Source organism: Methanoculleus frigidifontis (assembly GCF_030464345.1).
Lineage (GTDB): Archaea > Halobacteriota > Methanomicrobia > Methanomicrobiales > Methanoculleaceae > Methanoculleus_A > Methanoculleus_A frigidifontis.
In genome coordinates, this window is the sequence record NZ_VCYH01000003.1 from 1 (window position 1) to 24,264 (window position 24,264).

27 protein-coding genes are annotated in these 24,264 nt (G+C 63.3%); 5 read left to right on the plus strand and 22 right to left on the minus strand.

The window, feature by feature from the left end:
- Positions 1-273 precede the first annotated feature (273 nt).
- The 4 genes from FGU65_RS04840 to FGU65_RS04855 all read right to left on the minus strand — a co-directional run bounded on the left by FGU65_RS04840 (position 274) and on the right by FGU65_RS04855 (position 3,453).
- Positions 274-723 (minus strand): universal stress protein, encoded by a 450-nt coding sequence (locus FGU65_RS04840; protein ID WP_301663298.1) that lies wholly within the window; start codon positions 721-723, stop codon positions 274-276.
- Positions 724-728: 5 nt separating this feature from the next.
- The gene (locus FGU65_RS04845) at positions 729-2,051 is read right to left on the minus strand and encodes an ArsB/NhaD family transporter (protein ID WP_301663299.1); all 1,323 of its coding nucleotides are present in this window, start codon (positions 2,049-2,051) and stop codon (positions 729-731) included.
- A 10-nt stretch (positions 2,052-2,061) separates the two neighbouring features.
- Positions 2,062-2,604, minus strand: coding sequence for a universal stress protein (locus FGU65_RS04850; RefSeq protein ID WP_301663300.1), 543 nt, complete (start codon positions 2,602-2,604; stop codon positions 2,062-2,064).
- A gap of 309 nt (positions 2,605-2,913) precedes the next feature.
- Positions 2,914-3,453, minus strand: a complete 540-nt coding sequence (locus tag FGU65_RS04855) for an archaemetzincin family Zn-dependent metalloprotease (RefSeq protein WP_301663301.1) — start codon at positions 3,451-3,453, stop codon at positions 2,914-2,916.
- A gap of 17 nt (positions 3,454-3,470) precedes the next feature.
- On the opposite strand from FGU65_RS04855, the gene FGU65_RS04860 reads away from it, so the two are divergent.
- Positions 3,471-3,890 (plus strand): UPF0146 family protein, encoded by a 420-nt coding sequence (locus FGU65_RS04860; protein ID WP_301663302.1) that lies wholly within the window; start codon positions 3,471-3,473, stop codon positions 3,888-3,890.
- Here the strand turns inward: FGU65_RS04860 and FGU65_RS04865 are convergent.
- On the minus strand, positions 3,872-5,245 hold the full coding sequence (locus FGU65_RS04865; RefSeq protein ID WP_301663303.1) for a replication factor C large subunit: 1,374 nt from the start codon (positions 5,243-5,245) through the stop codon (positions 3,872-3,874). The two genes, FGU65_RS04860 and FGU65_RS04865, sit on opposite strands and share 19 nt — an antisense overlap.
- 310 nt (positions 5,246-5,555) lie before the next feature.
- On the opposite strand from FGU65_RS04865, the gene FGU65_RS04870 reads away from it, so the two are divergent.
- The 3 genes from FGU65_RS04870 to FGU65_RS04880 all read left to right on the plus strand — a co-directional run bounded on the left by FGU65_RS04870 (position 5,556) and on the right by FGU65_RS04880 (position 7,710).
- Positions 5,556-6,566, plus strand: coding sequence for a methanogenesis marker 2 protein (locus FGU65_RS04870; protein WP_301663304.1), 1,011 nt, complete (start codon positions 5,556-5,558; stop codon positions 6,564-6,566).
- Positions 6,557-7,309 carry a methanogenesis marker protein Mmp4/MtxX gene (gene mtxX / locus FGU65_RS04875; RefSeq protein ID WP_301663305.1) on the plus strand — a complete coding sequence of 251 codons (753 nt, stop codon included), beginning with the start codon at positions 6,557-6,559 and terminating at the stop codon, positions 7,307-7,309. The genes FGU65_RS04870 and mtxX overlap by 10 nt, the downstream gene beginning before the upstream one ends.
- Before the next feature lie 194 nt (positions 7,310-7,503).
- Positions 7,504-7,710, plus strand: coding sequence for a histone family protein (locus tag FGU65_RS04880; protein WP_301663619.1), 207 nt, complete (start codon positions 7,504-7,506; stop codon positions 7,708-7,710).
- 527 nt (positions 7,711-8,237) lie between these two features.
- Here the strand turns inward: FGU65_RS04880 and hisB are convergent.
- The 17 genes from hisB to FGU65_RS04965 form a co-directional block, all read right to left on the minus strand.
- Positions 8,238-8,819 carry an imidazoleglycerol-phosphate dehydratase HisB gene (hisB, locus tag FGU65_RS04885; RefSeq protein ID WP_301663306.1) on the minus strand — a complete coding sequence of 194 codons (582 nt, stop codon included), beginning with the start codon at positions 8,817-8,819 and terminating at the stop codon, positions 8,238-8,240.
- Entirely contained in the window at positions 8,806-9,525 is a 720-nt protein-coding gene (gene hisA / locus FGU65_RS04890) for a 1-(5-phosphoribosyl)-5-[(5-phosphoribosylamino)methylideneamino]imidazole-4-carboxamide isomerase (protein WP_301663307.1), read from the minus strand. The genes hisB and hisA overlap by 14 nt, the downstream gene beginning before the upstream one ends.
- A gap of 5 nt (positions 9,526-9,530) precedes the next feature.
- Positions 9,531-10,430 (minus strand): ATP phosphoribosyltransferase, encoded by a 900-nt coding sequence (gene hisG, locus FGU65_RS04895; protein ID WP_301663308.1) that lies wholly within the window; start codon positions 10,428-10,430, stop codon positions 9,531-9,533.
- A gap of 26 nt (positions 10,431-10,456) precedes the next feature.
- The gene (locus FGU65_RS04900) at positions 10,457-11,662 is read right to left on the minus strand and encodes a methionine adenosyltransferase (protein ID WP_301663309.1); all 1,206 of its coding nucleotides are present in this window, start codon (positions 11,660-11,662) and stop codon (positions 10,457-10,459) included.
- Positions 11,663-11,722: 60 nt separating this feature from the next.
- On the minus strand, positions 11,723-12,520 hold the full coding sequence (locus FGU65_RS04905; RefSeq protein WP_301663310.1) for a DNA integrity scanning protein DisA nucleotide-binding domain protein: 798 nt from the start codon (positions 12,518-12,520) through the stop codon (positions 11,723-11,725).
- Positions 12,517-13,383, minus strand: coding sequence for a succinate--CoA ligase subunit alpha (gene sucD, locus FGU65_RS04910; protein WP_301663311.1), 867 nt, complete (start codon positions 13,381-13,383; stop codon positions 12,517-12,519). The genes FGU65_RS04905 and sucD overlap by 4 nt, the downstream gene beginning before the upstream one ends.
- Positions 13,380-14,465 (minus strand): succinate--CoA ligase subunit beta, encoded by a 1,086-nt coding sequence (locus FGU65_RS04915; RefSeq protein WP_301663312.1) that lies wholly within the window; start codon positions 14,463-14,465, stop codon positions 13,380-13,382. Before FGU65_RS04915 ends, sucD begins: the two co-directional genes overlap by 4 nt.
- On the minus strand, positions 14,462-15,001 hold the full coding sequence (locus FGU65_RS04920) for a 2-oxoacid:acceptor oxidoreductase family protein (protein ID WP_301663313.1): 540 nt from the start codon (positions 14,999-15,001) through the stop codon (positions 14,462-14,464). The genes FGU65_RS04915 and FGU65_RS04920 overlap by 4 nt, the downstream gene beginning before the upstream one ends.
- A complete protein-coding gene (locus tag FGU65_RS04925) occupies positions 14,998-15,789 on the minus strand; it encodes a thiamine pyrophosphate-dependent enzyme (RefSeq protein WP_301663314.1) in 792 nt (263 codons plus the stop codon). The genes FGU65_RS04920 and FGU65_RS04925 overlap by 4 nt, the downstream gene beginning before the upstream one ends.
- Complete coding sequence (locus FGU65_RS04930; RefSeq protein WP_301663315.1) at positions 15,786-16,886, minus strand: 2-oxoacid:acceptor oxidoreductase subunit alpha; 1,101 nt, start codon at positions 16,884-16,886, stop codon at positions 15,786-15,788. Before FGU65_RS04930 ends, FGU65_RS04925 begins: the two co-directional genes overlap by 4 nt.
- Positions 16,883-17,155, minus strand: coding sequence for a 4Fe-4S dicluster domain-containing protein (locus tag FGU65_RS04935; protein WP_301663316.1), 273 nt, complete (start codon positions 17,153-17,155; stop codon positions 16,883-16,885). Before FGU65_RS04935 ends, FGU65_RS04930 begins: the two co-directional genes overlap by 4 nt.
- Positions 17,156-17,165: 10 nt before the next feature.
- A complete protein-coding gene (locus FGU65_RS04940) occupies positions 17,166-17,708 on the minus strand; it encodes a FumA C-terminus/TtdB family hydratase beta subunit (RefSeq protein WP_301663317.1) in 543 nt (180 codons plus the stop codon).
- The gene (locus tag FGU65_RS04945; RefSeq protein ID WP_301663318.1) at positions 17,709-18,551 is read right to left on the minus strand and encodes a fumarate hydratase; all 843 of its coding nucleotides are present in this window, start codon (positions 18,549-18,551) and stop codon (positions 17,709-17,711) included.
- Positions 18,552-18,994: 443 nt separating this feature from the next.
- The gene (locus FGU65_RS04950) at positions 18,995-19,507 is read right to left on the minus strand and encodes a 50S ribosomal protein L16 (RefSeq protein WP_301663319.1); all 513 of its coding nucleotides are present in this window, start codon (positions 19,505-19,507) and stop codon (positions 18,995-18,997) included.
- A gap of 61 nt (positions 19,508-19,568) precedes the next feature.
- Positions 19,569-20,327, minus strand: a complete 759-nt coding sequence (locus tag FGU65_RS04955; RefSeq protein WP_301663320.1) for an ABC transporter ATP-binding protein — start codon at positions 20,325-20,327, stop codon at positions 19,569-19,571.
- Position 20,328: 1 nt separating this feature from the next.
- The gene (locus FGU65_RS04960; RefSeq protein ID WP_301663321.1) at positions 20,329-21,117 is read right to left on the minus strand and encodes an ABC transporter permease; all 789 of its coding nucleotides are present in this window, start codon (positions 21,115-21,117) and stop codon (positions 20,329-20,331) included.
- Between the two features lie 108 nt (positions 21,118-21,225).
- Positions 21,226-22,224 carry an ABC transporter substrate-binding protein gene (locus tag FGU65_RS04965; protein WP_301663322.1) on the minus strand — a complete coding sequence of 333 codons (999 nt, stop codon included), beginning with the start codon at positions 22,222-22,224 and terminating at the stop codon, positions 21,226-21,228.
- A gap of 528 nt (positions 22,225-22,752) precedes the next feature.
- Here FGU65_RS04965 and argH point away from each other — a divergent pair.
- Entirely contained in the window at positions 22,753-24,231 is a 1,479-nt protein-coding gene (gene argH, locus FGU65_RS04970) for an argininosuccinate lyase (protein WP_301663323.1), read from the plus strand.
- Positions 24,232-24,264: the final 33 nt, after the last annotated feature.

Consider the following 24,264-nt stretch of genomic DNA (forward strand, 5'->3'; position numbering starts at 1 on the left):
GGAGGGGGCCTGCCCCCTCCCCTGTCCCCACCCCCGTGAAGATATCTCTCATCGTCCGCTCTATCCTAGAACCCCGTGGCAAATCCGGGTAACATGTGGAGGAAAAGATATTCTGGCGACCGGCACTCCTCCCTCTTCAAGCGAAGAGACTCCCGGGAGATTACGGCTCCTGCGAAGAAGGCTTGTCACCGATCGAAAAAAGGCATCTGTGAACGGACGGTCCGCTCCTCGCATGCGTGAGCGGATCGCCGGCCGGAGATGTATGGAGAGGATCTACCGGACGATGAGAATCGGGGTCTCTACCTCTCCTGCCACCTCTTCGAGCAGGGCACTGAGCCGGGTCTTGCCGCTCTTGCCGTAGGCGCCCATGATGATGAGGGAGTACCCGCCGGCGTTTGCCTCGTGGATCACTTCGTCGCGGGTGATGCCTTCGGCGATCTTCGAGGAGCAGGCGAGTTTCTCCCGGTTGCAATGGTGCAGGATCCCGGCGAGATCGTCCTGGACGCCCTTCTTCATATCCCTCCAGATCTGGGTTTCGTAGTCTTTCACCCGGTCGCAGATGCCGCTCTGCGCACAGAAGTTGAAGGCCAGCGACCTGGCCTCCCTGATATCGAGGACCGAGAAGAAGACCACTTCCGCTCCTTTTCGTTTTGCGATCGAGACTGCGTGCAGCGCCGCTTTCTGGCTCCACTTTGAGCCGTCGAGGAGAACGAGATACTTCATGCCACTCACACCACGTACATCATCCAGAGTATTCCAAGGCCTACGGCCACGGTTATCACCAGCACCAGCATACCGAGTTTCAGGAAGTCGATAAAGCTGATGGCGATTCCTTCACGTTCTGCAATACCGAGCACAACGACGTTCGCCGAGGCGGCGATCGCCGAGCCGTTTCCGCCGAGGCAGGCGCCGAGCGAGAGCGCCCACCAGAGCGGGTACACATCCATCGTTCCGCTCATATCATGGATCAGCGGTATCATCGCCGCGGTCAGGGGAATGTTGTCCACGATCGCCGAGGCGAACGCAGCGAACCAGGTGATGATGATCATCGCCTCGCCGGTCGTGCTGACGTTGCTGATCATGAACGTGGCGATCTCCGCGATCACGCCCGTCTCCACCAGCGCCCCGACGATCACGAAGAGTCCGCCGAAGAAGAAGAGCGCCGGCCACTCGACCTTCTCGAAGATCATCTCCGGCGCCTCTCTGCTCCAGAAGAGGATGAGCGCCGCTCCTATCAGGGCAACCTCCGCGGGTTCGAGCGTCATCGCCGGATCGACGAACGGCAGCACCGTATGCAGAATGGCACCGATGTCGTCGTGGATGAAGAAGAGGAAGACCACGAAGAGGATGACGATCACCGATTTTCTGAAGAGCGCCATGTCCCGGATCGCCGCCCGCTCGTCGAGGCCGTTCAAGGTCTTGACGAGCACCTGGCGCTCTTCCGGCGTGACCTTCATCGTCCTGCCGTAGAGGAGATACATCAGTCCGACCAGGATGACCATGTCAACGGCGGCGATCGGGCCGAGGTTGAGGATAAACTCGTTGAACGAGAGCCCTGCCGAGGAGGCGATCATGATATTCGGCGGGTCGCCGATGAGCGTCGCCGCGCCGCCGATGTTCGAGGCGAAGATCTCCGCGACCAGGAAGGGGATCGGGTTGAGTTTCATCAGGCTTGCGACGTAGAGCAGCATCGGCGTGAGCAGCAGCACCGTCGTGACATTGTCGAGGAACGCGCTGACGACGGCGGTCACCAGCATGAAGAAGACCAGGATCAGGATCGGGCTGCCCTTCGCGAATTTTGCTGTCCGGATCGCAATGTACTCGAAGAGGCCGCTGTTCCTGGCGGTGTTCACGATGATCATCATCCCCATCAGCAGAAAGATGGTGCCGAGGTCGAGGTGTTCGAGGAGCGAGTCCCAGGGAACGATCCCGAGGAAGACCACGACCGCCGCCCCGGCCATGGCCGCGACCGCCCGGTGGATTCGCTCGTCGATGATCAGGATATACGTGAGCAAAAAGACGACTATTGCGATCAGTGCGACGCCGTTCATGACCATGCCTTCAGTAGATGACCGCCGGGATGCTCAGCCGCTGGCATATCCGGAGCGCGAGCGGGCTGATTGACGAAGTCTCGGTCTCGCCGCCGCCGTAACGCTTCGAGAGCGCGATCATGTCGTACTCCTCTGCCATCTGGACGACGTCGTCTCCTTTCTGGCCGATGAAGAGCCGTGTCCTGACGGTCATACCGCTGTTTTCCAGCCTGCGGGAGATCGCATCGAGGAGTTGCCGGCCGTGCTCCTCTTTCTTTCTGCGGAACTCTTCGGTCGTGTCGCGGTCGAGGGTCTTTGTGAGGAGCGAGTAGACCTGGGCGTCCACGATATAGGTGAGCGAGACCGTTGCGTTGTATGCGGAGAGAACGTCGACGAGTTCGTCGGGGATACCGGTTGCAAATGCGTCCAGGGGGAGCAAAACGGATTCTATCTCCGGAACGACCATCTCTTCCTTGGTGAGCAGGAACTCGCCGTACTCCCGTAAGACGGTCTCGTATCGCTTCCCGACGACATCCTTGAATTTGCGCTGAAGTAAGGACGAATAATAGCCCATCGTAGTGTTCTCCCGGTGTATGTGTTATGATCCTGGGTTTATTTTGGTGTATCTTTGCCGTAGTATACGATACGGCACTACATAAAATTGCTGACATATCCGTCTGCGGTATCGGCGGAATTGAGCTGAAAACGGAGCATGGATGGACGACTCCTTCCTGCCCGAAACCTGTCGGGTGTGAGGTGGTGGTGGCTGCCCCGGAGAGCGGCTTTGCCGGACGTTCCCTGCAGGTGGTGATCCCCTGACGCTCACTGCAGAGCACTCGCCTGTCCGGGAGGGTGCACTTCCGCGCTGCGGGTCACTCCCGGGCTACTGCCCGGAGGAGACCGGAAGCGCCGCTCTGCAGGCCGGGCAGAACTGCTTCTTCTTCCTGTCGAGTTCGTCCAGGGTCGCCGGGCGATACATAATGCACTCGGTGTCGCTGCAGTGGCCGAGGCCCAGGAGATGGCCGATCTCGTGGGCGCCTTCCTTGGCAAGCCGGTCGATCGTATCCTGGTCGCTCTGCGTGCGGTTGTAGTAGCCGTTCTCCAGGCGTGCGGCGGAGACGACCGCGACGCCGGCGGACGGCCGCGCCAGGCCGAAGACGAAGTCGCAGTTCTGCACGAAGAGGTCGCGTGCGGTGACGAAGAGGAGCGGCTCCTGGATGCCGTAGCGGCGGACAACGGTGTTCTGCAACCGATCCAGAATCTTCTGCGCATCGTGCTGGTCGCGTTCTCTGTCGTACCCCTCTATCAGGACCGGATATTCGACGAGCTCTGTGTCGCGTTCGAGGAGCATCGCGATGAGGCGGGAGACGGGGAGTGAAAGACCCGGAGAATACTGCTGATCCCAAAGAATATTGATGCCCATTACCTAATCTCTGGGTAATGCGTTCCTATAAACGTATTGAGCGGAGTATCGGGGATTTTATCGGCGCCCGGTACCGAAACGCCGCCGAGATCGGGATCGGCACCACTCCCGAGGCCGCGGAGGTTCTCGCCGGCGCCGGGAAGCTTGCGGTCTGCACCGATATCCGTTCCGGCATCCGTCACCCGGGCATGCCGGTCGTCGTCGACGATATCTTCGAGCCCGATATCTCCCTGTACCGGGGCGTGGACGTGATCTACGCCATTAGGCCCGGGGTCGAGATGGTCCCGCCCCTGATCGACCTTGCCCGGAGGCTCGACGTCGATCTGCTGGTCTATCATCTCGGGTGCGAGATCTACGAAAACGGCGGGGAGATCGTCGAGCCCGCCACCTGCCTCCGACGCTACCACCGCGGAACGTATCAGAAGAGCGTCGACTGACCGGAGGAGACGTCCGGTCGCTTCGCATCCTCTGGAGCCTTCGGTGGATCGGTTTCCGCCTTCGTTTTCCCGGTTTTCTTCCGTGACGCCGTCTCTTTCTTTTCGGCGGCCTTCGCCTCCTTTGCGACCTCCCTGACGACCTTTGCCGCTGCGGCCTTGTCATGGAGGAAGAGGGTGAGCTCGTCTGCGTCGAGGTCGAACTCCCGCACTGCGCGGGCAGGGTCCTGCTCCACCAGCAGGGTGATCGCCGTAAAGAACTCTTCGCGGAGGGTGCTCTGCGGGGTATGCGTCTCCCGGGAAAGTTTACGCAGAAGTTCTGTGCGGATCGCCTTCTGCCGGCGTGATCTGCTCATCTTCCCCCAGCGTTCCGGGGAAGTAATCCGGCCGTGGATGCCGTGTCCGCCTGCAGCATCGGCCACGCCGAGCAGCATCAGGGCTGTGGCGTAGCGCCAGAGCGTGTAGTACTGGCGGCGGTAGGTCCGCCCGATGTACTCGTCGGCACGGGAGATGCTGTCGTATCCCCGGGCTCGGGACGCAAAATCGGGCATATGCTGGAGGTTCCCCTCGATCCACTGCTCGATGGTGTCGGGCGTGTCCTCGACGTCGTATGACACCTTCAGCAGCGCCTCATCGCCTCGTTTGCCGAAGACGGCGGCGACGAGATCGAAGATGGTGGAGCGCTCGTCCTTCTCTCCCGTATGGATGTCCCCTGCCTGCAGCGTCTCCCTGCCGATAGCGGCGGCGTGCAGCATGTTCACGGCTGCCCGCATGTCCCCGCCGGCACGCTCGGCGATCGCTGCAAGCACCTCCTCGGGGCATGCAATCCCTTCGGCGCTGCAGATATAGCGGAGCCGCGGGGCGATGGAGCGTGCCTGCAGCGCCCGGAACTGCACCGGCTCCGTGACCTTCTTGAGCTCCTTCGCAAGACCGTAGTAGTCGTTTGCGATCAGGATGATCGGCTGGCGGGAATGTGCGATGATATCGACGATCGCCCGCGCCCCGCCGCGGTCGGCGTGGGCATGGAGGTTGTCGGCCTCGTCGAGGATGATCACCTTGCGCTGCGCCCCGGAGAGGCTTCCCGTCGTGCTGCTGCTGCCGGCAATCCTGTCGATGACCTGTTTCGTCCGCTGATCGGAGGCGTTCAGCTCGACCACCTCCCAGTTCATATCGTTTGCGAGGGCGTATGCACTGGACGTCTTTCCGATACCGGGTTTGCCGTAGAGGACGAGGGGCTTGCTCTGCGGCGTCCAGGTCTTCGCCCACTCGTACATCTGCCGTACGGCGGAGGTGTTTCCCACGATATCCCCGAGGCTGCAGGGGCGGTACTTCTCGGTCCAGTCTGTCGTATCGTGCATGGTGTTTCTTCCTTCTCTCGCGACCGCTCCTCTGGTATTCGGGCTGATTTTGGGAACGGCGAACAGGTCTTCTCTCCCTGGTACTATTGTCCCGGAGCGGTGAAATAGGCATCGGGTAGGCGGCGTGCCGACCTCCCGGCTGAATGCAGGGGGCGCTCCTCTCATCCGTACGCACGGCATGTACTGCCGGTATCATTCGCTGGTTATATGGGGATGGACCGGAATCCCGGTCAGGTTCGCACGATAATCAAATACATTATCTCTGATGAGGCAAAATACCATAAAGATAGATAGGAGTGTTGGTGTTCTCGTGGTAAGGGATTGCTCCACAGATTCAGTAGCAAAGGCCGTCAGGGAATACGAAGGCGTAACAAGGAAACGCGAGATCGGCGGGATGATCCGGGCGCTCCGGATTGAAGCCCCCGAGGTTATCGCCTCGTTCGGCGAGGACGCGGCCGTCATCAGGCACAATGGCGATGACGCTCTGCTGCTCGCAGCCGACGGCATCTGGAGTCGTCTCATGGAAGCGGACCCGTTCTGGGCAGGCTACTGTGCGGTGCTGGTGAACATCCACGACATCGCTGCGATGGGTGCAAAACCCGTTGCCATGGTGGATGTTCTCTCCATCTCCAGCGAGCGGATCAGAACCGAGGTGACCCGGGGGATGGTTGCCGCCTCCACCCAGTTCGGTGTCCCGATCGTCGGCGGGCATCTTCACCCCGATACGCCGTACAGCGTCGTCGACGTCGCCATTCTCGGAACCGGCAGAATGGACGACCTTATCTTTTCCCACACGGCGAACGAGGGCGATCAGGTCATCGCCGCGATCGATCTCGACGGACGCATCCACCCCTCCTGCTGCCTGAACTGGGACTCGGTGACGATGAAGTCGGCCGACCAGGTCCGTGCCCAGATCGCCCTGCTGCAGGAGCTCGGGGCCGGGCGGCTCGTGACCGCGGGCAAGGATATCAGCAACCCCGGGATCCTTGGGACGCTCGGGATGCTGCTTGAGGTGAGCGGCAAAGGTGCTGTAATCGATCTCGAGGCGATCCCGCGTCCCGACCTTGCTGCTCATGGTATGCCCTTCGAGCAGTGGGTGCGGATGTATCCGGGAATGGGCTTTATCCTGACCGCCCGGGACGAGCATGTCGATGAGGTCTGCCGACGGTTCGCCGCTGTCGGTATGGCTGCGGCATCGATCGGGCGTGTCGACGGCACCCGGAACCTCACGGTCACCTACCTGGGTGCCCGGACCGAGGTCTTCGATCTCGACCGCGACGGCATCATGCGGATCTTTGCAGACGAGGACGCATGCCGGTAACCGTCGGTCTCGGAGCCGCAGGCGACTACGACAAGATCCGGGAAAGCATCGCCGGTGTGGGCGGCCGGGCACGGGTGGTCTGCTTCGCTCCCCCGGGTTCGAAACCGCGCCTCGAGGATATCTGCACCGTCGTCGAGGGTGACGATCCGGGCAAAGCCCTCGTCTCCGCCCTGATGGCGGGTACGATCGATGCGGCCGTCCGCGGTACCCTGCCCGCCTCTTCCACGCTTGCCGCCCTGAAACAGGCCTCTGGGGTGGCCGACCTCGTCCGGATCGCTCTTCTCGAGACCGCCGGCGGCCGGCTCTTCTTCCTTGCGCCGGTGGGCGTGGATGAGGGCTGGACGATTTCCCAGAAGATCGACCTCGTCGAGTGTGGCCGAGAGCTTGCACGGAAGTTCGGGCTCTCTGAGCGGGTCTCCGTCCTCTCCGGGGGAAGATACGGGGATCTTGGGCGGCATCCGGCCGTCGACCGGACGCTTGCCGATGCCGAGCTCGTCGCCCGCCTGACCGGAGCCGACCATGCCGAGATCCTGATCGAGGACGCCATCCGGGATGCGGGTCTGATTGTGGCACCGGACGGCATAACCGGCAATCTCATCTTCCGGACGCTCACGTTTCTCGGTGGAGGTGTCGGGCATGGTGCTCCGGTGGTAAATATCGACAAAATCTTCGTCGATACATCGCGCGCCTCACCAAATTATGCGAAAGCAATTTTGCTAGCCGAATCGCTGTCTAAAGGGTGAATACGTATTTTTTGAGGTTATTTTTTGAAATGGGCTCATATGCTCATCAATTAAAAATGCGGTTTATCCCTGCCCCGTCTTCGGATGTGGTCATCAGATGTCACGCCGATGCGGGAGAACGCCGCAAATAACGAAAATAATCTCGAAACGTATTTATACTAACTGATATACTTCTTTTAGAGGTGGAATTGATTATGGCAGATCTACCTATTGCTGCGGTTGTACGTATTGCAAAGAAGAATGGCGCTGAGAGAGTCGGCAGCGATGCTGCCGCTGCACTTGTTGCAAAGGCAGAGGCATACATTGCCGAACTGACCAAGGAAGCCAACAGGCTGGCTCAGCACGCAGGCCGGAAGACGATCAAAGCAGAAGATGTCGACCTCGCAGTGAAATCTGCGTAAGACCGACATCTTCTCTTACCTTTACTCAGTTATCAGTATCGACGTTACACGTGCTGCGGGAGACTGCCCCTGAACGGGGTCTCCCGTGGTCATTCCCGTTCCCCGGACCCTGGGGTTCCGGGCTGCTGTTTTGATTGTGCTCCAGGAAACGCCTGGCAGCCCTTGTTGCAGGTTGTGTTCCGCCGCAACTCCACGGAGGTGCAGCAGGGGCAACTGCACGTGGGAGGGCGGGGAGATGTCATCGTGCATCGGTAGAGTCTGCATAGGACGTGAGAAGGCCGCCATGAAGGCTTCCCTCACGGTCTTCATCCCGGAGCAGCGCACGTGAAGCCGGGCGGCCTGTGGAAGAGCACGTCTCACACGTCTCTGCGGGCTGAAGCACCCTTCCCGGATCTCGTGTACGGGCAGTCCTGCAGCGGAAGGCCGTTCCTCCTCGCGAGAGAGACGCGAGACGGCTCGGGGCATCTTCCGCGTTTGAAAAAGAGTCCGCGGAGAGACGCACCGGCAGGGAGCCCGGTTGCTGCCCCTCAGAGCGTTCCTTTTGTGCTGGGGATCCCGCCTTCCGAGGGGTCGGGGGCGACGGCGGCACGCAGGGCTCGTCCGAACGCCTTGAAGACTGCTTCAGCAATGTGGTGGTCGTTCCTGCCGGCGAACGTGACGTGGGCGGTGATCCCGGCGTTGGTGCAGAGGCTATAGAAGAAGTGTTCGATGAGATCGCCGGGGATGCCGCCCGGCCCCGCCGGAGAGAACGCACCCTTGAAGACAAGGTAGCCGCGCCCCCCGACGTCCAGGGCGACGCTGGCGAGGGCCTCGTCCATCGGCACCGCAGCGTCGGCGAACCGGGTGATCCCCCGGCCGTCGCCGACAGCCTCTGCGAGAGCCTGTCCGAGGACGATACCGATGTCCTCGATGGTGTGGTGGGCATCGACGGCGAGGTCGCCGGAAGCCCTGACCGCGAGATCGAGCCTGCCGTGCTTCCCGAGCGCCCCGAGCATGTGGTCGAAGAACGGAATGCCGGTATCGACGGTGCACGCTCCCGACCCGTCGAGATCGACGGAGAGGCTGATCTCGGTCTCGCGGGTCTGGCGCCGCCGCTCACTCCTGCGCATGGGCCGCCTCCAGGGCTTCTTCGATCCGTATCTTCCCCGCATACAGGGCGGAGCCGAGCACCGCTCCCGCAGCCCCGGCATCGCGGAGCGCCGCCACGTCTGTTGTCGAGGAGACGCCGCCCGAGGCGACGACGGGAAGGCGTGTCCGCGCGAGCAGCCGGACGATCGGTTCGAGGGCGATCCCCTGCTGCAGTCCCTCCACATCGACGTTGGTGAAGAGGAGCGAGCCCGCGCCGAGGCTCTCGAAACGCTCGGCCCAGGCCAGGTAGTCGCCGGCCGACTCCTCCCAGCCCTCGATCACCACCTCGCCGCCGCGGGCATCGACTCCGGCCATGACATGGCTGCTGCCGAACTCATCGGCGATAGCCCGGACGGCTCCCGGCTCCCTGACGGCGAGGGTGCCGAGGATCACCCGCTCTACGCCAAGCTCCAGCCATCCCGCGGCGTCCTCGACGCTCCGGATGCCGCCGCCAAGCTCTACGGTGACCGCCGTCTCCCGGATAAGCCCGCGGATCAGGTCGGCATTCTTCGTTGCCTGTCCGAACGCCCCGTCGAGGTTGATGACGTGCAGGGCATCGGCGCCGGCGTCGAGCCATGTCCCGGCCCAGGCGAGCGGGTCGCCGTAGACCGTCGCCTCTTCGCGTCTTCCCTGGACGAGCTGCACGCACCGCCCGTCCAGGATGTCAACTGCAGGAAGGATATCCATACGTATCAGCGTATCATTCGATCGATCGGCATAACAAGTATGTCTTTTGCCCCCGCCCGCTTGAGCTGGTTGATGAGCTGATAGACCCTTTCCTCACGGACGACCGCGTGGACGGCGACGGCGTTTTCGCTCGACGCGACGTCCATCACCGTCGGCCCGCCGAGGCCCGGAAGCACCTGCTTCACGTCGTCGAGGGCATTCCGGTGGACGTTCATCATCAGGTAGCACTGCCCCTTCGCATGGATCACGCTCTCGAGGGCGAGGACGATTTCGTCGATCTTCTCCCGCTTCGCCGCGAGGGCGCCCTTGTTTGCGATCAGCACCGTGCTGCTCTGCAGGACTTCTTCCACAACGCGGAGGCGGTTGGTGCGCAGCGTCGTCCCCGAACTCGAGAGATCGACGATGGCGTCGGCGATGCCGAGGTGCGGCGTCACCTCGCAGGCGCCGCCGACCGTAACGATGGAGACGTCGATGCCGCGCTCCGCGAAGTATGCACGGGTTATCGTCGGAAACTCGGTGGCGATCCTGCTCCCCGCAAGATCGGCGACGGACGCAACCGGCGACTCCTCCGGCACGGCGACGACGAGCGTTGCCCGTCCCATCCGGAGATCGAGGAGCTCCGCGACATCGGCGCAGCGCTCCATCACCATGTCTTTACCGGTGATCCCGAGGTCGGCGACGCCGTTTGCGACGTACTCGGGGATGTCGATCGGGCGGGCGAAGAGGATCTCCACGTGGGGGTCGTGTGTTCTGGCGATGAGCCGCCGTTCTCCGCCGTCCAGCATGTGGAGGCCGCTCTTTTCGATCAGTTCATTGATGGGCTGGGAGATCCTGCCTTTGTTCGGGACGGCGAGGCGGACGGTGTACTCGTCTCCTCCCGTCCGCTCGTGCGGCGTCGGGTTCATAGGCAACAGATACCGAAAAAATTGTTTTAAAAGGTCTTAAGTTCTCCGCGGATCACCCGCTCGGTGATCGAGGTCACGTCTTCCAGCCACTCGTCGATGATCGACTCGATCTCGGAGGTGACCGTCGCGACCTTCGTGCCCGGCCGGGTAAGCACCTGGGCGCTGGCGACGTGCGGCTGGTCGATGGGATAGCCTATCTGGGAGAGCATGCGGATGTAGATCTCCTCGATGCCGTCGACCTTTGCCACACAGTCCGCGGCGATCTGGTTTGCGAGGAGGTTGTAGATCTTGCCGATATGGTTGATGGGGTTCTTGCCGCTGGTGGCCTCCATGCTCATCGGCCGGTTCGGGGTGATGAGGCCGTTCGCACGGTTCCCGCGGCCGACCGACCCGTCGTCGCCCATCTCGGCAGAGGTTCCGGAGACGGTGAGGAAGACGCTCTCGCTGGCGATATCGTCGGCGGTGTTCACGGCGACCGTGACCTTCCGGGTTGTCAGGCCCTTCGCCACTGCTGCGAGCTGCTCCTGGATGAACTGCTTCATCTCGACGTACTCATCGAGCGATGCGCAGTAGCGGTCGACGAAGGCCATCGCGACTGTGAGGGTGATATCGTCGCCGTCACGGAGGCACATGATCTTGCAGTCCTGGCCGATGACCGGATACTTCGGGCGCATCTGGTCGTCAAGGTAGGCGGCGACGCCTGCCACGATGCTCTCGGCCTCGGAGAAGGGTGCGTAGCCGACACCGAAGGAGGTGTCGTTCGCCCGCGGGATGGTGGCAGTGCCGCAGGACTGGAAGACGTCCCGCAGGTCGGTCGATCCCATCCCCATGCGGGAGTCGACGGTGATGTCGCGGTCCATGTTGAGGGTCGGGAGGATCTCTTTGATGTAGTTCCTCGCCGCCTCCATCGCGATGGCGTCGGCCGGGATGTTCGTGCCATTGAAGGACTTCGTCGCCCTGCCGCTCAGCAGCACGTAGATGGGCTTTGTGATCACGCCGCCGCCGAACTGCGGTATCGACTCTCCGGCGACGACTTCGCCCTGGTCGGTGTTGTGGTGCAGGACGACGCCGCACTCTTCGAGGTATGCGGCGCTGAGCGCCCGGCTGATCGACTCGGCGACGCCGTCTGCAATGCTGTCCGGGTGGCCGAGGCACTTTCGCTCCACGAGTTCAATCCGCTGCCGCTCGATCGGGATCTGGTCGAGACCCTCTATACTGATATTTCTCTTCATCGAATCCACCGTAGTTCTAAACGATACAGTACAAAATGACTGTAATTCATATAACCGTTTCTAACTTTTTATCCGCACATCGGAGCGAATGGCAAGCTTACAGATGCCGTCCCGGAAGACCCGCACCATGCCGCCGCTCTCGGAGATGGTGATGCCGACGACCGGGATCTCGCGGGTGACGAACGCCGTCGCACGGTGCCGGCCGCCGAGCCCGCCCGGGAGCATGACCGTCCTTCCCGTGACGTCGAGGTAGCGGCCTGCCGCCCGGATATCGCCGCTGGTATCGATGACGAAGACGCCGTCGAGCTGGGCAAACTCCTTGACGCTCTCCCAGTTGTCCTTGTTCTTGATGTCCCGCAGTGCGGGGGGCTGGCCCTGATAGGGGTTTAAGATCGCCTGGTGCGAGTGCCTGAAGATCTCGTCGGGATCGCCGATGATGAACGCGGTGCCGATCGACCGGCCCTCGCGCCCCTCGATGGCGATCTCCATAGCGAGGTTTAAAACAGCGTGGAGGACGTCGCGGGGCACGATGTCGGCGAACTCCTTGAGGCTGATGAAGTTTTTGCCCTCTTCGATGTCGTAGAGGATGAGGGCGTAGGGGAAGACCCCGACGACGAGGCCGCTCTCCAGTCGGCGCGAAAGGTAGAGCTGGACGGTGGCGTCGAGCATGTGCCGCTCGCTCACCTCCAGGATGTCGTGCATCGTGAGGTCTTTTAAGACGTCGAGCTGGAGCTCCTGCACCCAGATGACCGGGATATCGGACGCGAACTCACGCGGCTCGGTGAAGGAGACGATCGCCCGGGCGCCAACCGATGCCGCCACATCCCGGGCGGCCTGCAGCATCACGTCGTCGTTCATAGCAGGTCACGGATGAGCGCCGGGATCTCCGACGGGCGGGAGGCGACCGGCACGCCGAGGTTCTTGAGGCGCTGCACCTTCGACCGGGCGTCGCCCTCGCCGCCCTCGATGATCGCGCCGGCGTGTCCCATCCGCTTTTCGGGCGGGGCGCTGATGCCGGCGATATACGTGACGACGGGCAGGTCGGCCGACCGGACGCCCTCCTCCTCGAGGTTGCCGCCGACCTCGCCGATGACGACGACCGCCTTCGTCTGCGGGTCGTCCCGGAAACGCTCCAGCACGTCGACGAAGGTCTGGCCGATGACCGGGTCGCCGCCTATCCCGACGATGCTGCTCTGGCCGATCCCGGCGCGGGTCAGCTCGTCGACGACCTCGTAGGTGAGGGTGCCGCTGCGGGAGATGACCCCGACGGAGCCGCGGGTCGCGAGGTGGGCGGGCATGATCCCGAGTTTGCACTCGCCGGGCGAGAGGAGGCCAGGGCAGTTCGGGCCCACCACCGCACAGCCTTCGAGCTCGGCATACGAGATGGCGCGCATCGCGTCGTGCACCGGGATGTGCTCGGTGATCGCGACGACGAGCTCGAGGCCGGCGTGCGCCGCCTCCATGATCGCGTCACCGGCCGCGCCGCCCGGGACAAAGACGACGCTTGCGGCCGCATCGTGCTCCCGGAGGGCTTCTTTCACGGTGTTGTAGACCGGCACGCCGTGAACCTCCTGGCCGCCCTTCTTCGGGGCGACACCGGCCACCACGCCGCGTCCGCCGACCTCGCGGGCGTATTCGTTCATCAGGGCGGTGTGGAACGTGCCCTGCCTGCCGGTGATGTTCTGGACGATGACGCCCTGGTTCTTATCGGTGTAGATCATGCTGCCGCCTCCACCGCCGCCTTGACCGCGGCGTCCATGCTCTCGAGCATCCGGTAGCCGTGCTCTGCGAGCAGGCGCCGGCCTTCCTCCTCGTTCGTCCCTGCCATACGGACGATCACCGTCGGGGCAACGCCGGCGGCGATGATCCCTTTCGCCACCTCGTCGCACCGGGTGATGCCGCCGAGGAGATTGACCACGATCACCTTCACGTCCGGCATGCCGGCGACGAGCCGCACCGCGTGCTGCACCCGATCCTGGTCGGCTCCGCCGCCGACGTCCAGGAAGTTCGCGGCTCTGCCCTGGTAGAACTCGATCAGGTCGAGGGTGGACATGGTCAGCCCGGCGCCGTTTCCGATGACGCCGATGCTGCCGTCGAGTTCGACGTAGGCAAACCCGTGCTTCTCCGCCTCCTGCTCCCGGTCGGTGAGGTCGCGGTTGACGGCGATCCCCTGCCGGGCGAGGGCGTTGTCGTCGACGATCAGCTTGGCGTCGGCGGCGTAGACGCCCTTCTCGGTCGTGACGAGCGGGTTGATCTCGGCGAGCATCGCGTCCTTTTCGCGGAACACGCGGTAGAGCCTGTTGATCACCGGCGCGAGGTCCTTCGGCGCGTCCCCGAGGAGCTCGCGCATCAGGAAGGCGGGTACCTCGGTGAGGAGCGGCGGAAGGGTGACCTTCCGGACGGCGCCTGCGTCTTCCTGTGCGGCGCTCTCGATATCGACGCCGCCGGCATCGGCGAAGAGGATCACCGGCCCCTTTGTGGAGCGGTCGATCGCGATGGAGAGGTAGTACTCGTGGGTGATGGGGAGCCGCTCTTCGACCAGGATCTCGCGCACCGGAAGGCCCTTGATCTCCCGGGAGAAGAGGTCGCGGGCGGCCCTGACCGCATCTGCGTCGTCCGCTTTCAGGATGCCGCCGGCTTTTCCGCGCCCGCCGACGTCCACCTGCGCCTTCAGCACCACGGTATCCCCGAGCGCTGCAAGGTGAGGGGCAACCTCTTCGGGCGCTCTGATCAGCACACTCTTCGGGACCGGGATCCCGAAGTCTTTAAAGACCGATTTTGCCTCGTATTCCAGCAGTTTCATAGTTTACACGCTTCCTCGCCGAGTTCAAATCCTCGCATGAGAGCTTTTCTGTTCAGTTCTTCCGTGCCCTTCGGCACGCTGTCGAGCACCGCTTTTTCGATCGCGTCCCTGCTCACGACGCCGGTGCTGGCGACGAGCGCGCCCAGCATGACGATGTTCGCGACGATCTCCCGCCCCAAGGTCGCTTTTGCCTCTGCTGTCGCCGGGATCTCGCACGCCCTGCAGTCGGGGCGCGAGTGCACGAGACCGGAGTCGACCAGCATGATCGCGTCCTTCGACGCATGGACGCCGTACTTCTCGAACCCCTGCTGCGACATGATGACGAAGATGTCGGGGTCCGTCACCTCGGGGAAGAGGATGGGTGCATCGTCGATGATCACCTGCGCCATCGATGCACCGCCGCGGGCCTCCGGGCCGTAGACCTGTGTCTGGACGGCATATTTCCCGTCGTAGAGTGCCGCGGCCCGCCCCAGGGTGACGACCGAGAGGATGATCCCCTGTCCCCCAAACCCGGAGAACCTGACCTCGCGCCTCATCGCCGTACCCCCATCGCAGGCCGGGCTCTCCTGACCAGCTCGCCGACCGTGAACATCCCCTCGGGGATCGGAGTTCCTTCGCTCTCGAGCCGACGCTTCTTCTCGATGAGCAGTGCGTGCGTCCGCATATGCTCGATCATGTCGGAGACGCGCCGCTGCTTGTTCCGGCGCCCGTAGTTTGTCGGGCACTGGGTCATCACCTCTATAAACGAGAGCCCTGGTGTCTGCAGTCCGGTAGCGATCGCCTTTGTGAGCTCTTTGACGTGGTAGGCTGTCCACCGGGCGACGTAGTTTGCACCCGCGGCGACGGCGAGTTCGGCGAGGTCGAACGCCGCTTCGGCCGACCCGTAGGGCGTCGTCGTCGACTGGGCGCCCATCGGTGTGGTCGGGCTCCCCTGTCCTCCGGTCATGCCGTAGATCTGGTTGTTCATGCAGACGACGGTCATATCGACATTCCTCCTGCAGGCATGGATGAAGTGGTTCCCGCCGATGGCGGCGAGATCGCCGTCGCCGGTAAAGACGACCACGTTCAGGTCCGGTTTTGCCAGTTTCACCCCGGTGGCAAACGCCAGCGCCCGGCCGTGGGTGGTGTGAAGCGAGTCGGTCTGGATGTAGCCCGGTGCACGGGAGGAGCAGCCTATCCCGGAGACGAAGACGGTCTCGTCGCGCTCCCATCCCATCCCGGATATCGCTGCGAGGGTGCAGTTGATGACCGTGCCGTTGCCGCACCCGGTGCAGTAGATGTGGGGCAGCCGGTCGGTCCGGAGCCAGTCGCGGGCGGAGGTCATCGGTGCGCCTCCAGAACACTCGCGAGCTCCGCCGGGGTGTGGAGTTCCCCGCCGAGTTTCGGGATAGGTATCACCGGCTGGTCGACGTGCCGCTCGACCTCCCGCGCCATCTGTCCCATGTTCAGCTCCGGCATCAGGAAGACCTTCGCGTCCGCAAACTCCTGGAGTGCGAACTCCGGGAACGGCCAGACGACCCGCAGCCGCAGGTGGCCGACGCCCTCGTCCTGCCGGTCGTGGAGGAGCTGCTGCACCGTCCGGGAGGGAGGGCCGTAGGTGACAAAGACGCTCTCGGCGTCCGGGTTCGTCACCTCATAGTCCGCCATCTCACGGCGTGCCGACTCCACCTTCCGGTAGAGGCGGCGCACCAGGGCGTCGTGCGCCTCGGCGTCCGTCGTGTCCGGGTAGCCGCGTTCGTCGTGCGTCAGGCCGGTGACGTGGACGTGCCGCCCGGTGCCGAAGGGCGCGAATCCGGGAATGCCGTCGTCGCCCGCCGCGAACGGCAGTTCTCCTTCGGCGAGCGGCGGCCTGGAGACGGTCTCGACCGAATCCGGGATGACGATCCGCTCGCGCATGTGCCCGATGATCTCGTCCGACATCACGAACGTCGGGACACGGTAGCGGTCGGCGAGGTTGAAGGCCTTCGCCGTGAGGTCAAACATCTCCTGGACGCTATTCGGGGTGATCGCGATCGTTGCCATATCGCCGTGCGACCCGAACCGGCACTGCATCATGTCTCCCTGCGCCGCCCGGGTCGGTTGGCCGGTGCTCGGGCCGCCGCGCTGGATGTTGACGACGACGAGCGGCGTCTCGGTCATGACGGCGTAGCCGAGGTTCTCCATCATCAGCGAAAATCCTGGTCCGCTGGTGGCGGTCATGGCGCGGGCGCCCGTCCAGGCAGCCCCGATGACCGAGGCGATGCTGCCGATCTCGTCTTCCATCGGGATGAAGGTGCCGCCGGCTTTTGGGAGCTTGCGCGCCATATGCTCGGCGATCTCCGTCGAGGGCGTGATCGGGTAGCAGCCGAAGAACCGGCAGCCCGCGGCGAGCGCCCCCTCGGCAGACGCCGTGTTGCCCTGCATGAACTCAATCCTGCTCAATATTCGACCTCCACCCGGTGTGCCTCATAGGGCTCCTCTTCCTTCCAGTGTATCGCCTGATCCGGACAGATCATCTGGCAGACCCCGCAGAGCGTCCTCCCGTAGAGGGCCTGGAGACGGCAGTTCGTGCACCGCTCGGGCCGATCGAGAACCGGGACGACGATCCCCCGGCGGTTCGGCTTTGTCCCTTCCTGAAATATTGTATACGGACAGACCAGCACGCAGAGATTGCAGCCTTTACAGCGGCTTTCATCGATGACGAGTTTCATGGGACGTATCCTATTCGTTCTTGAATTCCCTGTTAAATTGTGTTTTCGCTTTGCTCTTCACCGATTCGAAGAGGTCTCCCCCGCAGGAATCGATGCCGACCGTCAGCGGCAGGTCGTCGACCTCGATGGCCCAGACCGCCTCCGCCATACCGAGGTCCTCGAAGAAGACGCCGCAACGGCGCATCCGGGCGGCGGCGAGTGCGGCGCACCCGCCGGTGAACGCGAGGTAGACGCCGCGGCCGCGGAGAGCCCGGGCGACCTCTTCGCCCATGCCTCCCTTGCCGATGAGGGCGCGGACGCCGGCGTCGAGGAGAAACCCGGTGAGCGCGTTCATCCGTGCGGAGGTCGTCGGGCCGGCGGCGACGATCCGGTCGCCCTGCACGACCGGGCCGCAGTGGTAGACCGCCGCCCCCTCCGGGTCGAAGGGGATCCCCTCTTCCATCATCCGCAGGTGCGCCTCGTCGCGGGCGGTGTAGATCGTCCCGGAGAGGGTCACCCGGTCGCCTGCCCGGAGGGCGAGCACCTCCTCGCCGAGCGGCGTTGTCAGGTTCACTCACGCCACCTCCACCGCGATCGTCGCCCGCCGGCACGCCCAGCACTGGATGTTCACGGCGACCGGAAGCGAGGCGGTGTGGCAGCCGCCCTGCTTCACCCGGACCGCGAGCGCCGTGGTGTCGCCGCCAAGCCCCATCGGCCCGATCCCGAGCCGGTTGATGGCGTCGCAGATCTCCTGCTCGCATGGGTTCATCCGGTCGATCGGCTCAAGAAGCGCCTCTTTCGCGAGCGCCGCGGCGGTATCGAACGTCCCGCCGATCCCGACGCCGACGACGACCGGGGGGCAGGGTTTTCCGCCGGCGAGCAGGACGGTCTCGGTTACGAACCGCGGGATCTCGTCCGCCTGCGAGGGGAGGAGCATCCCGATCCGCGAGACATTCTCGGACCCTGCTCCCTTCGGGAGGACGGTGACGGTGAGCCGTTCTCCGGGCTGCACGTGGATAGCGGGCATCCCGATCCCCGTATTGTCGCCGGTGTTCGCCCGTGAGAGCGGGTCGACGACGTTCGGGCGGAGCGGGACCGTCTGCGTTGCCCGGCGGACACCCTCCCGCACCGCTTCGTACAGGGCCTCGGTGAGGGGGACGGTCGGCGGAATCGTCAGGTAGATGACCGGTACGCCGGTGTCCTGGCAGATGGGCACCCGCCGCTCTCCGGCAAGAGCGATGTTGGCGAGGATGTTTTCGAGCTCCCGTGCGGCGATGGGGTTCGTCTCGTTCGCCGCCGCCCGTTTGATCGTCCCGAGGACATCGGGAGGAAGCTCAATCTCGGCCTGCTCGAGTGCACGGCATGTCGCACGGGTGAGCGCCGCAAGAAGTCGGGGATCTGCCGGATTGTTCATCATTTATAATGGAGGGAAGACAGTATAAAAATCTATATTCCTGTCTCTTTTGCCGCCGTCCGGGCGTTCCGGGATATGGCGGCAGGTGCCGCAGGCTTCCGGGCTGCCGGGGTTTTTTCGGCTGTTTTCGGGCGGAAAGCGGCATTTTTTGTGTTTTCCGGTCATGAACTGTGACGAAGGTCGGCGTGGCATCTTCTGCCTCTCTGCTCCGGGGACGCATCCCGCGCCCCATGCAATTGATTCGGGGTACCGGTCATCTTTGCACCCCCCGGCGTCTCCGCTGCATAGGCCGAATTGTGGGGGATAGTGCTTCGAGCTCTACCGATTCCCCGAAGCTCATGCGGATCATCTGCGATCGTAGGCTGCCCGAAAACCCCGGAGCAGGCGGTACCTGTGGAACGTCCCGGTAGCCCAAAAGAACTGATAAAAAAGGGGTTTGAATATATCTATGCGGCGGTCTTCTCGGTAATGACGACGCGGGCGGGCGAGGGGAGCTTGTAGGTGCCGTTCTTGATGGCGGCTTTCGCCTTCTCGACGAACTGGGGCGTCGTCCAGACGGTGATGACCTTCTGGTTCTGCTGGACGCGGGCCGCGGTTCCTACGGCTTTGCCGAACGCCATCCGCATTCCCTCGGAGACACGGTCTGCTCCTGCACCGGTCGCCTGCTTGTTCTCGCGGAGCACGTGGTGGGGGAAGGTGCGCAGTTTCATGTGGAAGTTCATCCTGCCGACCTCTTTGACGAGCTTTCTGTTGATGCTGATACGTGCCGCTTCAAGGGCGGTGTGGCGGATCTGGCAGGCTTCAAGAACGACGATGGAGAGCTCGACCGGGAAGTCTTCCCGAAGGTTCCCCATGTCGAACTGGACGATCTTGCTGCCCGGTACCCCGCCCATGTATTCTCTTCGTGTATACGCCTTCTTGTTGATATTCCTGTACATCTTGGCTGGTTTTCGTACCATCGATCTTCACTCCTGCCTGTAATAACGTGCTTTATAAAATGGAGATGTATTCTAATAAACCTTACTGGGTCTGCTCTCCCTCATTTATCAACTGGAGCACGTACCGCCGGATATCCGCGAACTCAGTGCTCGTCCTGTCCCGCGGCCGTGCCCAGGGGAGATCGAGCACCTCCCGTACTGTCCCGGGGCGGCCGGAGAGGACGACGATCCGGTCGGCGAGGTAGACCGCCTCGTCGACGCTGTGGGTGACGAAGACGATTGTCTTTCTGGTCTTCTCCCAGATGGAGAGGAGCTCCTTCTGCATCCGGTTCCGGGTCTGGGCATCGAGCGCCCCGAAGGGTTCGTCCATCAGGAGGACGTCGGGGTCGTTCGCGAGCGCCCGGGCTATCGCCACCCGCTGCCGCATCCCTCCCGAGAGCTCGTAGGGGTAGTGGTCGGCAAACTGCGCAAGGCCGACGAGATCGAGATACTCCCGCGCAGTCCGGGAGCGCTCGGACTTCGGAGCGCCTTTCATCTCGAGGCCGAAGGCGATGTTCTCGGTCACCGTCCGCCAGGGGAAGAGCGAGTACTCCTGAAAGACCATGCCCCGTTTCGGGTCCGGGCCGGTGATCGCCTCTCCGTCCAGGGTGACCGACCCCGCCGTCGCGGTCTCGAGGCCCGCGATGATCCGAAGCAGCGTGGTCTTGCCGCACCCCGACGGCCCGACGAAGCAGACGAACTCGTCGTCGCGGATCTCGAGGTTGATATCCCGAAGGGCGGTGATCGACTCGTTTTCCTTGGCGAACGACTTGGAGAGGCTGTTGATGATGACCCGTCCCATACTACACCACCTCCCCGGTCCGCCAGCGGAGGAGCCGGCTGTCGGTGTATGCACGGAAGAGACGGTCGATGACGAGGCCGAGGAAGCCGAGGATGAGCATGTAGACGACGACGTTCGGCATGTTCTGGAGCGAGTAGGAGACCCAGAGCTTATGGCCGATGCCGTAGCGGCTCACCCCGAAGATCTCGGCGGCGACGAGGCACATCCACCCGACACCCATGGCAACGCGGATCCCGGATGCGATCGCGGGGAGGGCTGCCGGGAGGGCGATGTGGCGGATCAGTTCGAGGTTCGTGTCGCACCCGAGCACCTTGCCCGCCTCTACGAAGGTCTTCGGGACGCCGCGCAGCCCGGTGTAGGCCCCGGTCAGAATCGGGAAGAATGCGCCGACGAAGATGACGAAGCCCGCCGCCTGGGTCGTGAGGCCGAACCAGATGATGGCGAACGGGATCCAGGCGAGCGGGGGTATGGGACGCAGAACTTCGATGATCGGATCGGCCAGGGAATCCAGCGTCCGGAACCATCCCATGCCGACCCCGAGCGGGATGCCGATCAGGAGCGCCGCCCCGAGGCCGACGCCGAAGTGCAGCAGGCTTGTTCCAAGGTCGATCAGGAGCGAGTTCATTACGGCCGGCGAGAGGAACGCGGCGACGACGTCGGTAAAACTCGGGAGAATGATCCGGTTGTCGACGATGAACTCCGCCACGACCTGCCAGAGTACGATGGCTGCGGCAACGGATAGTGCTGTCAGGAGTTCCCGCCTGATCCTGGAATGCAGTCTGATGTTCATGGGATTATTCCGGTTGCTTGATGAACGGGTGCTCGTATGGATCTTCCACTATTTCGTTGATATGTGCACAAAAGAATGTTTTGAAAAAAAGGATCGAAAAGATCCCGTTCATGCCGTGGCTTTCTCGTAGAACGAGAGGTCGAAGATCTCGTCTTTCGTGAGGGGCTTGTTGACGTAGCCAAGGTCGTACTGGATCTGGGTGTAGCTCACTACGGAATCGGTGATGAGGTTCGGGTCGTACACCCAGGTGCCGTCCCACTCCGCGAAGGACTTCTTGACGATAGCGACGTCCTGACCGGTCTTGGCAGCATAGGTCGTGGCTGCTTCGTCCTTGTTTGCGAGGCTGTAGTCGGTCGCCCGTACGTGAGTCTTCACGATCTCTGTGACGAGGTCGGGCTGCTCGCGGATCAGCTTGCCGCTGACGAGCAGCACGCAGCAGGCGTGGTTCGGCTGCATCTCACCGGAGGCAACGACCGATCGGCCGTTATTGTTGCTCTCGATGATCGCGGGTGCCGGGTGCGGGAGGAAGACGCCGTCGACCTGATCGGCGGCGATCGCGGTCATTGCGTCGCCGGGCCCCATGGCGACGATGGTGACGTCCACATCCGGGGTGAGGTTGTTCTCAAGCAGCCAGTTCTTGAGGAGCGTGTCCTGGATGGTACCGGGCGGGAAGGTCGCTATCTTCAGGCCCTTGAGGTCTGCGGGCCCCGCGTACGCGATCTCGGGCTGGAGCACGAGGTTCGAGCCCTGGGTCTGCACCGCGGCGACGATCTTTGCATCAAGGCCGCTGTTGGCCATCGCGACGATCGCCGGTGCGGCGCCGACGTAGGCGATATCAATCTGGTCGGCGATCATCGCCTGCATTTCGGGCGCACCGGTGGGGAACTCGGTGTCGGTTACGGTGGTGACGCCGTAGGATGCCAGGTCCTCCTGCCACCATCCCTTCTCCATCGCCGTCATCTCAGCGATCTGGTGGGTGCTCGGCTGATAGCCGATCCGAAGGGTCGTGACCTGCTGCGTATCTCCGCCGGTGCCGGTGCATCCGCTGGCGAGCACGAGTGCGACGACAACGACTGCGGCCATACAAAGTGAAATGATCCGTCTCATACGAGTGTACCTCTCTTCCAGTAGATTTGTACGGAGTACTCATTTGCAGCAGGATACGATAAAGTATTGCTGATAATCGCGATGAATGTTATATTATGGGCTCTTTTTTCCTGAAATTTGTATACTATGGGAGTGGTTTCTATCGCCTGCAGCAGACGGCCCGCGGGTCGTCGGCACGGGTATCCGCCGGCGCCATCCTCCGGCCGCAGGGAGGGTCAGCTCGAAAGCTCCCTCTCGGCAGGTTCCTGATGCCTCTCCTCCGCATACGGTGTGCGGCATCGGTGAACGGTGCGCTTGCGTGGCAGTGCAACGGGCACGGAGCAGCGGAACAGAAGAACTCTGCCGGGAGCATGACGCGAGGTATGTCGATCCGCATCGGTCTTCGTATCCCCGGATGCCTTTTGGCCGGGTTTCCCGATTCTCCCGGGCGTCCCCCACTCTCCGTTCCTCTCTCCGGCGGGATTTGCCGGGACGGGCGTGCCCTTAATCAGTCTTCGGAGCGAACCGATAAGAAGGACTGTTGATAGCATGCAGAAGGATCAGATTCGGCAGGGGAGACTCGCCGGAGACCGTTCGGAGGCGATTCTGCACTTTCTCGCGTCCATGGACGCGGATCGCTGGATCGCTGAGGCCGATCTCCTGGTGGATATGGCGCATCTCCTGATGCTCCGCCGCCAGGGCATCATCGGGGAAGAGCCTGCCCGGGCGCTGATGGCCGGGCTCCTCGACCTCCACGACACCGGCCTCCCCGAGAGCGCTTTTAACGAGCGGTTCGAGGACATCCACGCCGGGAAGGAGGCGTATCTCATCGAGCGGGTGGGCGAGGAGTTCGGCGGGCGCCTGCACATGGGGCGTTCGCGCAACGACGAGGTGGCGACGTGTATCAGGATCCGGCTCCGAAGCGAGATGCTCGGCATGATGCACGAGATCTGCGGCCTGCGGCAGGTTCTCCTCGATGCGGCCGCTCGCCACACGGAGACGATCATGCCCGGGTTCACGCACCTGCAGTACGCCCAGCCCACAACGCTGGCGCACCACCTGCTCGCCTACGAGCAGGCCTTCGCCCGGGACTCGGCCCGGCTCCGGAGCACCTACGAGCGGGTGAACCTCTCCCCGCTCGGTTCGGCAGCCTTCGCATCGACCGGTTTTCCGATCGACCGGGAGTATACGGCACGCCTGCTCGGGTTTGCCGGCATCGCCGCAAACACGATGGATGCGGTCTCGGCACGGGACTTTGCGCTCGAGGCGATCAGCGACGCTGCTCTCTGCATGACGACGGCGAGCCGGTTCTGCGAGGAGCTGATCCTCTGGAGCACGACGTTCGCCGGCTTCCTGCAGCTCGACGATCCCTACTGTTCGTCAAGTTCCATCATGCCGCAGAAGAAGAACCCGGACACCGCCGAGATCATGCGGGCGAAGGCCGGGTCGGTTGCCGGCGAGCTCGTCGCCGCCCTGACGATCGTCAAGGGGCTCCCGATGAGTTACAATCGCGACCTGCAGGAGCTGACGCCCCACCTCTGGCGGGGGGTTGAGGCTGCCCGGCAGAGCCTGCCGCTCCTCGCCGGGATGATCCAATCTGCGTCCTTCAACACCGATCGAATGCAGAGCGAGGCCGGCAAGGGCTTTTCCACCGCGACCGAGCTTGCGGACGTCCTGGTCCGCGAGTTCGATCTCCCCTTCCGGACGGCGCACCGCGTCGTCGGCCGGGCCGTCCGGCACGGTTCGCTCGATCTGGCCACGCTGGAGGCTGCCGCTGCGGACGCCGCAGGCATCTCGCTCACCGCCCGGGGTCTCACCGAGCAGCGGCTCGGCGAGGTGCTGGACGTCCGGCACGGCGTTTCCGTCAGAGTCGCACCGGGCGGCCCCGCTCCCGCTGCGACGGCCGCAGCGATCGCCGATCGGCTTGAGGCGCTCGCCGCCGACACCGCATGGCTCGACGGCACAGAGGCCGCGGTAACGGATGCAATAGAAGACCTGATACATGAAGCACGGAGGCTGATACAATAACAGAAGCACTGGAGTCCGGAGACCGGGTTCGCT